This window comes from Pseudoalteromonas sp. P1-9, assembly GCF_001399975.1.
Taxonomy (GTDB): Bacteria; Pseudomonadota; Gammaproteobacteria; order Enterobacterales; family Alteromonadaceae; genus Pseudoalteromonas.
Map to the genome: position 1 here is coordinate 1 of NZ_LKBD01000024.1, position 12,620 is coordinate 12,620.

At 41.8% G+C, this 12,620-nt stretch carries 12 protein-coding genes; 9 read left to right on the forward strand and 3 right to left on the reverse strand.

The genetic code is table 11. From position 1 onward, the window contains the following. Positions 1–495: 495 nt before the first annotated feature. A complete protein-coding gene (gene argS / locus AN214_RS14300; RefSeq protein WP_054980343.1) occupies positions 496–2,238 on the reverse strand; it encodes an arginine--tRNA ligase in 1,743 nt (580 codons plus the stop codon). Positions 2,239–2,623: 385 nt separating this feature from the next. After that, on the reverse strand, positions 2,624–4,207 hold the full coding sequence (gene prfC, locus AN214_RS14305) for a peptide chain release factor 3 (RefSeq protein WP_054980344.1): 1,584 nt from the start codon (positions 4,205–4,207) through the stop codon (positions 2,624–2,626). A 257-nt stretch (positions 4,208–4,464) separates the two neighbouring features. Here prfC and AN214_RS14310 point away from each other — a divergent pair, with 257 nt between their 5' ends. The 5 genes from AN214_RS14310 to AN214_RS14330 are packed head-to-tail and all read left to right on the forward strand — an operon-like array spanning position 4,465 to position 8,449. Further along, a complete protein-coding gene (locus AN214_RS14310) occupies positions 4,465–5,370 on the forward strand; it encodes an ABC transporter ATP-binding protein (protein WP_054980345.1) in 906 nt (301 codons plus the stop codon). After that, positions 5,367–6,518, forward strand: a complete 1,152-nt coding sequence (locus AN214_RS14315; RefSeq protein WP_054980346.1) for an ABC transporter permease — start codon at positions 5,367–5,369, stop codon at positions 6,516–6,518. The genes AN214_RS14310 and AN214_RS14315 overlap by 4 nt, the downstream gene beginning before the upstream one ends. Then, positions 6,509–6,790 (forward strand): phosphopantetheine-binding protein, encoded by a 282-nt coding sequence (locus tag AN214_RS14320; RefSeq protein ID WP_054980347.1) that lies wholly within the window; start codon positions 6,509–6,511, stop codon positions 6,788–6,790. The genes AN214_RS14315 and AN214_RS14320 overlap by 10 nt, the downstream gene beginning before the upstream one ends. Beyond that, on the forward strand, positions 6,783–7,868 hold the full coding sequence (locus AN214_RS14325; protein WP_054980348.1) for a beta-ketoacyl synthase N-terminal-like domain-containing protein: 1,086 nt from the start codon (positions 6,783–6,785) through the stop codon (positions 7,866–7,868). Before AN214_RS14320 ends, AN214_RS14325 begins: the two co-directional genes overlap by 8 nt. Then, positions 7,865–8,449, forward strand: a complete 585-nt coding sequence (locus AN214_RS14330; protein WP_152960775.1) for a hypothetical protein — start codon at positions 7,865–7,867, stop codon at positions 8,447–8,449. The genes AN214_RS14325 and AN214_RS14330 overlap by 4 nt, the downstream gene beginning before the upstream one ends. A gap of 25 nt (positions 8,450–8,474) precedes the next feature. Here AN214_RS14330 and AN214_RS14335 read toward each other — a convergent pair whose 3' ends face one another. Next, the gene (locus AN214_RS14335; RefSeq protein ID WP_161805691.1) at positions 8,475–8,921 is read right to left on the reverse strand and encodes a DUF2141 domain-containing protein; all 447 of its coding nucleotides are present in this window, start codon (positions 8,919–8,921) and stop codon (positions 8,475–8,477) included. Positions 8,922–9,013: 92 nt separating this feature from the next. On the opposite strand from AN214_RS14335, the gene AN214_RS14340 reads away from it, so the two are divergent. From AN214_RS14340 to AN214_RS14355, 4 genes are read left to right on the forward strand one after another with little or no spacing between them, the layout of a single operon-like run. Then, positions 9,014–9,928 (forward strand): hypothetical protein, encoded by a 915-nt coding sequence (locus AN214_RS14340; protein ID WP_054980351.1) that lies wholly within the window; start codon positions 9,014–9,016, stop codon positions 9,926–9,928. Positions 9,929–9,933: 5 nt separating this feature from the next. After that, positions 9,934–11,082: a beta-ketoacyl-ACP synthase III gene (locus AN214_RS14345; RefSeq protein ID WP_054980352.1), complete on the forward strand. Its 1,149-nt coding sequence runs from the start codon at positions 9,934–9,936 to the stop codon at positions 11,080–11,082. A gap of 2 nt (positions 11,083–11,084) precedes the next feature. Continuing rightward, a complete protein-coding gene (locus AN214_RS14350) occupies positions 11,085–11,516 on the forward strand; it encodes a hypothetical protein (RefSeq protein ID WP_010561845.1) in 432 nt (143 codons plus the stop codon). After that, positions 11,485–12,495: a BtrH N-terminal domain-containing protein gene (locus AN214_RS14355; protein WP_054980353.1), complete on the forward strand. Its 1,011-nt coding sequence runs from the start codon at positions 11,485–11,487 to the stop codon at positions 12,493–12,495. The genes AN214_RS14350 and AN214_RS14355 overlap by 32 nt, the downstream gene beginning before the upstream one ends. The last annotated feature ends 125 nt before the right edge of the window (positions 12,496–12,620 follow it).

Genomic DNA, 12,620 nt, shown 5'->3' on the forward strand with positions numbered 1-12,620 from the left:
TAGTTTTAACAAAGTTGATAACTAGTTGCCAGTATTATTAAAAATACATGTGGTTAATTTTTTGAGAAAGATAAAAGTGCGCAATTTGCTCATTTTCTTGAATATGGGGGAAAGGTTTAAATTCAGAGGCTGAAAAGAAAAGGTTTAAAAAATCTAAACGTCCGTTGTTCGCTCAAAGCTGATATTGAAAAGCGTTGCTAAGATTGATCACCCCCTTTAATCAAACCTGAAGCAATCACTTAAATGAATAATACGAGACAGGAAGCGTAGCGAGTCGAGTAAGCCATGCTGAGGCATGGATGCCGATTCATGGCGTTTATGTTCACATTTAAGTGATAGATGAAGAACTGTTTGATTTCTGGGGCGCCGGGGGAATCCAAAGGGGGGCCGGCGTTAGCCCCCTTTTGGCTGCTGTCGCCAGCGCGACAACCACCAGCTATGTGATTGAGGTAGATTAAAAACCTGACGCAGTATTAATGTGAAATAGGAAGCAAATTACATTTGCTCCATGACTTCGATGCCGAGTAAATCCAAACCCTTCGCTAGCGTCTTCGCTACTAAATTACACAGCATTAAGCGGCTTTCTTTAGTTGCTGGCTCTACACCGTCTTTTAGTACCGGACATGCTTCGTAGAAGCTCATATATAGGCTTGCTAGTTCATATAAGTAGCTACATAAAACGTGTGGCGTTGCATCACCAATCATTTGGTCTAGCACTTCTTCAAACTGGATTAGTTTGATTGCTAACGCTTTTTCTTGTGCTTCAACAATTGAAATTGGTGCATTTAAGCTTGCAGCGTCAATACCTGCTTTTCGGAAGATACTACGCACACGCGTGTAGGCATACTGTAAGTAAGGCGCTGTTGCACCTTCAAAGCTCAGCATGGTATCCCAGTTGAAGATATAATCGCTGGTACGGTTTTTAGAAAGATCCGCGTATTTCACAGCGCCAATACCCACTTTACGAGCTATTTCAGCGCGTTCTTCAGCGCTTAGGTCTGACTCGCGCTCTGCTAGCTTATCAGTTGCGCGGCTAACGGCTTCTTCTAGTAACTCAGCTAGTTTAACTGTGCCACCAGTACGGGTTTTAAATGGTTTACCATCTTCACCCATCATGGTGCCGAATGGGCAAAACTCGTACGTTGTTTCATCACGCAATAGGCCTGCTTTACGCGCTGTTAATTCAACTTGACTGAAGTGAAGACTTTGACGCGCATCTACAAAGATTAAAATACGGTCTGCGCCTAGTTTGTTCGAACGGTAATCACACGCTGCTAAGTCGGTAGTTGCATACAAGAAGCCGCCACCTGATTTTTGTACGATAAATACAGAAGGTTCACCATCTTTATTTGCCAATTCATCAAGGAATACTACTTGTGCACCTTGGTCTTCAACAGCAATGCCTTTTTCTTTAAGTAAAGAAATAACACCTTGCAGTGCATCGTTATAAGCACTTTCAGCTTTAATATCTTCAGGCTTAAGGGTAACGTTTAGCTTTGCGTACACTTCTTCAGAGTGTTTTACTGAGGTATCAATAAACAGTTTCCACAGCTTTTCACAGTGTGCATCGCCACCTTGAAGTTTTACTACGTAGTCACGTGCTTTATCAGCAAAACCGTCTTCATCGTCAAAACGTTTTTTCGCATCGCGGTAGAAGGTTTCTAAATCAGCTAAAGCAACTGATTCAAGGTCAACACCTTGGTTAAGTAAGTCTTCTAAGTGCGCAATCAACATACCAAATTGTGTACCCCAGTCACCTACGTGGTTTTGACGGGTAACGGAGTCGCCACGGAACTCAAGTGCACGTACAACTGCATCACCAATAATGGTTGAGCGTAAATGACCAACGTGCATTTCTTTTGCAAGGTTTGGTGATGAGTAGTCTACTACCACGTTTTGTGCGTTAGCATGCTCGACTACACCCAGTTTTTCATCTTGGTTTGCAGATGCAAGTGTGTCGGCTAAAAACTCTGGCTTTAAGTGAATATTAATAAAGCCTGGGCCCGCAATTTCAGTTTGCGAAGCAATATCGCTGACGTCTAGATTGTCGATGATTTTTTGTGCCAGTTCACGCGGATTGGTTTTTAACTTTTTCGCAGCGCCCATTGCACCATTAATTTGGTAATCTCCAAACTGCGGGCGCGTACTTTGCGTTACCGCAGGGTTGGTATCTTCTGGTAAGCCTGCTGCAACCATGGCTGCAACGGCCTTTTCTACTAATATCTGACGAATATTCATTGTTTATTTCCTGTTACACACCGCTTGGGAGTAATCTCAACCAAGCCATGTCATTTTATTCGTTTTAAAACTGATAACACCACACATCAGCTTATCAATGTAACTTAACTTTTTTACTAAATAAATGCTACGAGAGCGAAGCCGCAGAGTATTTTTCGCTAGCAGTTTAGTCCGCTAAATAACTAACGAAAAATGCGATAGCAATGACGCTATCACTCATCTTTCCATCGGCAATTTATCAATCACCCATAACATCTTCACTTTTTACTAAACAAATGCCGCGAGAGCGAAGCCGCGGAGTATTTTTCGCTAGGAGTTTAGTCCGCTAAATGACTAACGAAAAATACGATAGCAATGACGCTATCGCAAATTTATGACGTAAAAATTAGTGTTCACGCGTCTGGTGGAACTCAACTTCCGGATAACGCTCTTGCGACAAGTTTAAGTTAACACGGGTTGGCGCGATGTACGTTAGGTTATCACCACCATCCAGTGCTAGGTTTACTTCGCACTTACGGCGGAACTCTTCTAGCTTTTTAACATCATCACAGGTTACCCAGCGCGCTGTTGCAACACTTACGCTTTCGTACATGGCATCTACGTTGTATTCGGCTTTTAAGCGCGCTACAACTACGTCAAACTGAAGTACACCTACCGCACCTACGATAAGGTCGTTATTTTGTAGCGGTCTAAACACCTGTACCGCACCTTCTTCTGAAAGCTGGATAAGGCCTTTAAGTAGCTGCTTTTGCTTAAGCGGATCGCGTAAGCGAATACGTCGGAATAATTCTGGCGCAAAGTTTGGAATACCGCTGAACTTAATTTTTTCGCCTTGCGTGAAGGTGTCACCGATTTGAATCGTACCGTGGTTATGAAGACCAATAATGTCACCAGCGTACGCTTCTGCTGCACGCTCACGGTCACCGGCCATAAAGGTTACCGCATCTGAAATGCTGACCTTTTTACCAATACGCACATGGTCCATTTTCATACCTTGCTCATACTTGCCTGATACAATGCGCATAAAGGCAATACGGTCACGGTGTTTCGGGTCCATGTTTGCTTGAATTTTAAAAACAAAGCCTGAGAACTTTTCTTCGTCAGCAGTAACGAGGCGGTCATCAGTTTGACGCGGCTGTGGCGCTGGTGCCCACTTTGTTAAACCGTCAAGCATATGGTCAACACCAAAGTTACCAAGTGCAGTACCAAAAAATACCGGTGTTAATTCACCTGCAAGGAAAAGCTCTTGGTCAAATTCGTGCGATGCACCTACTACTAGTTCAAGCTCTTCACGTAGTAATTCTGCTAACTCTTCACCTACTGCTGCGTCAAGCTCTGGGTTATCTAACCCTTTAACAATACGTACGTCTTGAATTGTGTGGCCTTGACCTGTTTGGTACAAAATCGTTTCATCGCGATGAATATGGTAAACACCTTTAAACTCTTTACCACAGCCAATTGGCCAGGTAACCGGAGCACACGCAATGTTTAGCTCGCTTTCAACTTCGTCCATTACTTCCATTGGGTCACGGATATCACGGTCGAGTTTGTTCATAAAGGTAACAATTGGCGTATCACGTAGACGCGTTACTTCCATTAGCTTACGGGTACGGTCTTCTACACCTTTCGCAGCGTCAATTACCATTAGGCACGAGTCAACCGCGGTGAGTGTACGGTACGTATCTTCCGAGAAGTCTTCGTGTCCTGGGGTATCCAGTAGGTTTACCAAACAGTCATTGTACGGGAATTGCATTACAGAGGTAGTAACCGAGATACCACGCTCTTTTTCCATTTCCATCCAGTCTGATTTAGCATGTTGATTCGAACCACGACCTTTTACTGTACCTGCCTTTTGCAGAGCTTGTCCGAAAAGAAGTACCTTTTCAGTAATGGTTGTTTTACCCGCATCCGGGTGGGAGATAATCGCAAAGGTGCGACGTTTGCCAACTTCAGTTGAAATACTGGACATGAATACCCGCCAATCGCTTAAAATTCAAGGTTAAAAATGGGGCGAAATTATACCTGTTTCACCACTTTAATAGCAATTAAAGCAGCGTGAATAAGTAGGATTTTTTCGTTTGCGTGCATCACTGTGCCATTAAAAAATTACTGTCTTCGCAAGAAATCCTCATGTTAGAATGCTCAACTATGTCTAATATGTTGGTTTTCTTTAAATTTAACCACGCATATTGAATTGATATCCATATATGGCAAGGGAGAACGTAAGTGCCAGATCACGACTTCATTATTAAACTGCAGCAACTCAGTTTTCGATACAAAAGTAATGATGTCGATACGCTTAATAATCTTTCTCTTGCGATAAAGTCAGGTGAATGCGTTGGTTTAATTGGCCCAAATGGTGCAGGTAAATCTACCTTAATCTCGATTATTACTGGCTTACTCAGTGCGCAAACAGGCTCAGTTTGTTATGGCGATAACGCGACATCAAGACAATTTATCAAACAACAGCTGGCACTTGTGCCGCAAGAATACGCTTTTTATGAGCGCCTTACGGTTCAGCACAATTTAGCGTATTTTGCCAGTTTACTCAAAATTAATAACTGCGATGAATTAGTTAAAAACACCTTAGCCCAATGCCAACTTAGTCACTTAAGCAGCAAAAAGGCCGATAATTTATCAGGTGGCTATAAACGCCGTTTAAACTTGGCAATTGCGCTGTTAAAACAGCCTCGCGTATTGATTTTAGATGAGCCAACGGTAGGAATTGATCCGGTTTCTCGTGAGCTGATCATGCAGCTACTTGCCACGTTAAAACAACAAGGCACAACCATTATTTACACCTCGCATTTACTTACCGAAGTAGAGCAAATTTGCGATACGATTTATGGTTTAAAACGCGGTGAGCTTATTCATATAACAGCTCACAGTGAAAACGCACCACTGCAAATTAGCTTTGAAAGTGCATTGTGCGACGACGCCATCGCAGGCATTACTGCGTTATTACCAAATACACAAGTAAACTCACCAAGCCAAATTGAAATAAGCCCGTGTAAAGAGCCGCTTGCTTTGCTCGCACAACTTAGCCAGATTTCATTACCGCCTATTAGTGAAATCAATTATTCAACACTGCACCTCGAAAACTACTATAAAGAGCTGTTTACAGAACTATGATTAAAGCGAGTATCATTAAAGAATTCCGGCTTATTTTTAGCGACTTACATAGCCTAGCTGTGCTCTTTTTAATGCCGATTAGCTTTATGTTGATTATGACATTTGCGCTGAGTAATAAAGCGGAAGATTTAACTAAATCAATTAATTTAAATATCACCCAGCAGGACAGTAATTTGGCAGAATCGCTGCTCAAAGCCTATTTAAGTGACGTGGGATTTAGCCAAGATATAAACCAACCAGCCGATGTTACGCTTGAGCTTGCTACCGGCTTTGAAAATGCCCTTTTTGCTGATCAGGCAAGTTCAGTGATCACCTTTAGCCATGCAACTAGTTTATCGCCTCAGATGACCAGCTTAGCAAAGCAACATTTGCAAATTGCTTTGGCGAAAGTAAAGCTCCATATTTACTTACTCGATGCTGGGCAATTATCTGAGTCCACGCCGCTTGCAGAGCAAATGTCACGAGTGAGCGAGCAAACCAACCAATTGAAGTTGGTATCATTCAAGCGCGAAGAAAACTACCAAGCCGTACAGCACAGTATTCCATCTTGGCTAGTATTTGGTGTGTTTTTTATCGTTTTGCCGATTTCAATTACGCTTATTAGTGAAAGCCAAAACGGTACGCTGTTGCGTGTTACCACCTTTCCCATTTCAAATACCGCATATTTTTCGGCCAAACTATTGGCATTTTATTTAGTCAGTTTCACGCAAGCGATTGTGCTGATGATAATTGGCTTTACGGTGATCCCTAAATTGGTCGATGCACCTAGCCTTAATGTATTGCAACTTGTGCCCGCCCTTCCTTTATTAGCCGTAACCTGTGCCACGGCCGTGACCTTTGGCGCGGTTATCGCAAGCCAAATAAAAAACCATGAACAAGCGATTGTAATAGGCGGCGGCACTAACATTTTACTTGCGGCGATTAGTGGCTTAATGGTGCCTCTAGACATCATGCCAAAGGCGATGCAAACTATAGCGCAGCTTTCGCCTATGCACTGGGCGCAATCAGGACTTAAAAATTTATTTATCTCAGACTCGGACGTACTCAGCTTAACCACTGCCCTACCTTTAATAATCTTTTCAGTGATTTGTGGTGTATTGGCACTGTGGCTATTCGAGTTAAAAGTTAGGAAATTACAATGGAAATAGAAGAATTAAAAAACAAACTTAAACAGCTTATTGTTGAAGAGTGTGACAAGGAAGATGAGATAGAATGGCAAGAAATCGAAGACGATGCGCCGCTGTTTGGCAATGACTCTAAAGTCGGTTTAGATTCACTTGATGCCCTACAACTTGCTTTAATTATCAAACAAAACTTTGGTATTCGTGTTGAAAGTTCAAAAGAAAGTCGTAAAGACCTTTACTCAATAAATACCATAGTTGCGCTTATTGAACGCGAAAAAAGTAAAGACCTTGCCTAGTTATATTATTGCTTCTGATTCATGGTCGGCCTGTGGTCGCGGCAATGAATTACACTTTTCAACGGCGCAGTTTCAAACAGTAAAAACGGCAGAGCAAATTGACGTGCCGTTTTTTGCAATGCAAGATTTACCTGTTGATACTAGCGAAAAGCGTATTCTTTCATCGCTCTCAAGTGTTGTAGGCAATGCTGTAAAAAAAGCAGGGTTAACTGCTGAGCAGCTTGCAAATACAGCGATTATTCTCGGGTCAACCAGCTTAGATGTCAGTGCGGTAGAAGCCAAACCTGATCAAACTATTTGGCTCACAAATACCGACCGCTTAAGTGGTTATTTAAAGCAGCAGTTTGCTACTTCTGACTTACACCTAACCATCAACACAGCATGCACTGCGGGCACTAACGCGGTTATTTTAGCCGACCAGTTGCTAAACCAAAATAAAGCGCAGTATGTCATTGTTGTTGGCTGTGAGTTTTACAACCCGCTAACGGTAGAAGGCTTTTATTCACTCGATTTACAAAGTAGCCAAGGGTTGCGTACCTTTAGTGAATCTCGCTCTGGGTTGGTACTTGGTGAAGGTATTGCTGCGTTAGTTATGGCAAAACACACAAGCTCACCATCGCAGTTAAAATTGATTGGTTATGGTTCAGGCTGTGATTACTACAGTTTAACCATGACACAAGAATCTGGCGTACATATTCAAGCGATTATTGAAATGGCGCTTAAAAAAGCCAACCTTGATGCTAAGCAAATTGATTTAATAAAAGTACACGGCACGGCCACTTTAAATAACGATCAAGCTGAGCTCAACGCATTTAATCAATGGCTTGAGCATGCACCTATTTTTGCCTTTAAACCTTTTACTGGTCACACCTTAGGGGCGTGCGGCGTATTAGAATTAGCATTAATGGACTACTTGCATCAGCAACAGCTGGTTATTCCAAGGCCAGAATACCTAAACACAGATACGATTTTAAGGCCATTTAGTGACGCAAAGACACTATCAAGTTACCAACACATATTACTTAATCACTGTGGTTTTGGTGGTAATAACGCGGCATTAATTGTTGAGGTGGTATGATGACATTAAACGTACTGAACTACGCAATTGTTGACGAACCACGCGACAAAACCAATAAGCAACTGCGCCAAGAATTAAAACACGATTTTGCGATTAATGGACGTAGACTCGATAATTTTACGTTAACCGCAATGAAAGCGGTTGCCAAAATTGCACCGAGCTTAAATAGTGAAAACCGTTACGCACTGTTTAGTGCTGCACAGTATTTTTCATTGGAATTATTGCAAAGTTTACTGCTCGATTTAGCACAAAATACACCGCTTAAACCGCTCGATTTTGTTGCAACCGTAGGCAATGCAGCAAATTACTATTTGGCAAAACAGTTCAACCTAGCAGCAACTAATTTGTTCTTAGGGTGCACCGACAACAAACTAAGTAAAACGTTGTTAGTGGCTGAACTGGATTTATCTGAGCAAAACTCCGACGCCGCAATTATTGTAATTTGGCAAGAAAGTGAAAAAACGCGCCGCTGTTACGCGCTTTTAGTTGAATTAGCACCCCAGCAAGCAACAGACGTAAATGCGAACGAACTAATCGCTCAATTAGATGCCGGTGCGAAAACACCGTTTGTGGTGAACTAAGTCACGCTATTTGAAAGATAAACGATTATTTTCGTTTATCTTTCATTAATTTTATTTGGCTTTTACTATTTTCAGATAATTTAAAGCTGGTTTTTGCAATTTTAGGTTTGCCGCCAAATAACATAGGGTTATTGGAAAAACCTACCGCTTCTTTGGGAATACCTGCGCGCGATAAATCGAGCTTTTGATTGGCGTTTTCGTCAACATATAAACGAACTGCGTACCAAGCCGTTGGTAAATCGTTAAAATCAACCGAGACATTTTGACCATTAATCGCAATATGCTGCTCTTGATAAGGCGTAAGCGACTGCCAATCTTTTGAATCTTGCGAAAAACCAAGCTCTGACTGAAAAAGCTGAACATGCAAAGTACCTAACGCAGCCACATCATTTTCAACCTCGAGTGATAAGCTGTTCGCGTTGGAGACAGCGCTAAATAAGGCAACCAACAAAATAATACTTCGCTTAAACATTAACATACAAAACATTGTCCAATTAAGATTCACTTAGATATTAATGTTTTATATAATAACTTCTTTTTAATGGAATAAATACTGTCTTAATAATGCGCAAAGTTCTAACTGTTAACTATTCACAAACTGGGCAACTATCAAGCATTTTGGACTCAGTTGTTGGTCCTCTCAAGGAAAATAAAGAGATTACAGTTGATCACCTAGTGATCAAACCTAAGGTGAATTTCCCCTTTCCTTGGCCGTTCGGTCAGTTCTTTCGTGTATTTCCTGAAACCGTCGCAATGGATCCAATTGAGCTAGAACCGTTTGAAACTCAATTTGAAAAATACGACTTAATTATCCTTAGTTATCAAGTGTGGTTTTTAACCCCTTCGTTACCAATTTCATCTTTCTTGCAATTACCGCAAACAAAGCAGCTTTTTAAAGACACCCCTGTAGTTACATTGATCGGTTGTCGCGGCATGTGGTTATCAGCGCAAGAAAAAATGAAAAAGCTATTGTCCGATGCCGATGCGAACTTGGTCGATAACGTCGTGCTTAGCGATGACTGCGGGGCTGCATTCAGCTTTTTAGCGACACCACTTTGGATGATGACAGGAAAGAAAAAGCCACTTAGTTGGGTGCCTGCGGCAGGTGTATCACAAACAGATATCGCTGATGCAAAACGCTTTGGGTATGCTATCAGACAACGCTTGTTATTGAATGATACCCCAATTACCCGCCCAATGTTTTTTGGCATGAAGGCAGTTAAGATAAATGAAAAATTGATTGCGAGTGAACGCGTTGGCAACCATAGCTTCTCTATTTGGTCGAAAATTCTTAAAAAATTCGGCTCACAGCAAAGCTTTGGCCGTGCCGTTGGATTAAGTGTGTATGTTGTATTCTTAGTTACTTTAATCCTCACTGTTGTGCCGATTACCGCAATTATTAAAAAGCTAATAGCGCCGTTAACACGCAAAAAAATTGCAAAACAAAAAGCCTATTACGCTGAACCATCTGGAGAGTAGTACATATGGGAAGTCCTGTTTATATTACAGCGATGGCTGACGCTTTACCGAACCAGCCTGTATCAAACAAAGAAATGGAAAATCTGCTCGGAATGGCTGGCAATAAACCATCACGAGCGCGCGCTGTAATTTTGCGAAGCAACAAAATTAAGCAACGTTATTACGCAATCGATCCAGAAACCAAAGAAATGACGCATACAAATGCGTCGCTTGCAGCACAAGCAGTAAAAGGCCTTTTTACTGACCCAACTGAACTCAATCAAATTCAAAGCTTAATTGCCAGTACCAGCCAAGCAGACCAAACATTGCCTAACCATGGCGTAATGGTGCATGGCGAATTAAACAATCCGCCGTGTGAAGTGGTTTCAACATCGGGCATTTGCTTATGTGGTGTTACCGCACTTAAGTATGCCTACCTGAATATTAAAGCTGACGAAGTTGAAAACAGTGTAGTGGTTGCCAGCGAAATTGCCTCTGGCATGATGACTGCTAAAAATTTCGATAAAGAATGCCAGCACAAAGTTGAAACACTTGAACAAAACCCTGAAGTGGCCTTTGAAAAAGATTTCCTACGTTGGATGCTGTCTGACGGTGCCGGTGCCGCATTTTTACAAAATAAACCCGTGGCGGGACAACTCAATCTGAAAATCGATTGGATTGATATTATTTCGTATGCCAATGAATTAGAAACTTGTATGTACGCTGGTGCAGTGAAACAAGATGACGGTCAACTTAAAAGCTGGACCCGTTTTTCTGCAGAAGAAGTAACACAACAGTCTATTATGACGGTCAAGCAAGATGTGCGTTTACTGAACGAAAACATTGTAAAATATACCGTAGAAGACGCACTAAGCCGCATAATTGAAAAACGTAAACTCGTTGCCAGTGATTACGCCTTATTTGTACCTCACTACTCATCGGGTTATTTCAGAGAACGTTTATATGCAGGACTTGAAAACATCGATTTTACGATTCCATACGAGAAGTGGTACACCAACTTAACTGAGCGCGGCAACACAGGGTCGGCCTCTATTTTCATTATGTTATCGGAGCTACTGCGCTCGAATACCCTTGAAAAAGGTCAGCAATTACTTTGTTACATTCCTGAAAGTGGCCGTTTCTCAAGTGGCTTTATGCAGTTAACGGTTGAATAACGGTGAAAAAAGATCAAGTCCCGCAGGACAATTCAAAAATTTACCAAGGGCAATCAAAGTTGGTATATGCCGTTGATGAAACGGGTCATTATGCCGGTGTAAAGTCGTCTGGCTGGGATGTCGAATCATTTGCCACCCAGTATGCTGTTGACGATCTTAATCAACAAGCCGAAGATACTTTAGCCGAGGTCCAGCAAGGCAAAGTCTCAGCACTTAAATACCATATGCTGTGTGCACGTCACGATGTGTTATCCCTATCTCAAGTGACGGGCTTTTTTCAGTGGCAAATAAAACGCCATTTTAAGCCGCGTGTATTTAACACACTTTCAGCCAAAGCCCTCGCCCGTTACTGCGAGGCACTTGCCATTACCGAACAACAATTAAAGGAAATACCAGAGCAACATGACGCCAGTTTTAAACAACCTAGTGCATAACCAATCTTCACATTGCGAAAGTGGCGTTGTATCAAATATGCTATCAACCAATGGCTTTAATATTTCTGAGCCAATGGCGTTTGGTATTTCATCGGCCATGAGCTTTGCCTATTTGCCATTCGTTAAAGTAGCAGGTATGCCACTGATTGCTTATCGCATGCCACCAAAAACCATTATTAATTCAGTGACTAAAAAACTTGGCGTTACCTTGCACCGAGAAAAATTCTCAAGTGCAGAAAAAGGGATGGCCAAACTAGATGAGGTTTTAGGCGAAGGAAAAGTAGTTGGTTTACAAACCTCGGTTTATTGGTTGCCCTACTTCCCTGATGAAATGCGCTTTCACTTTAATGCACACAATTTAATGGTTTACGGAATCGATGCTAACGATCACTACCAAATTAGTGATCCTGTATTTGAACATACGGTAACCTGCCCTAAACGTGACTTAGAAAAAGCACGCTTTAGTAAAGGTGCACTTGCACCAAAAGGCTTAATGTATTGGGTTGATAATGTGCCAAAAGAAGTGGATTTAACACCACATATTTATTCTGGCATAAAGAAAACAGCAAAAATGATGGCTGGTTTACCGGTTCCGGGCATTAACTTGTTTGGCACCCAAGGTATGGAAAAGTTAGCGAAAGATATTGAAAGACTTGATCGCAAACCAAAGAAATACCGTCATTTATTCTTGGCGCATATTGTGCGAATGCAAGAAGAAATCGGCACAGGTGGCGCTGGTTTTCGCTTTATGTTTGCCAGCTTTTTAGATGAAGCTGCAAACTATACAAACAATCAAGCAATGTTTGAAGCATCGCAAATGGCAACTGAAATCGGTGATAACTGGCGTAATCTTGCGTCGCTCGCGGTTAATCACTGCCGCAGTAAAACTCCTGTACCACTTAGTGATATCGCGGCGCAGTTACGTGATTGCGCAAAGCAAGAAACAGAACTTAGAGCCCGCCTACTCGCTATTAAATAAGCTGGGTTCAGGTTATTTAATTTCTTTATTCCTGCCAATCTAAAGCCTATGTGTCGAGTTGTTTACAACCACTGTCATAGGCTTTTAGCATAAATACCTATTGCTACTAAACTGTGCTATCGTTG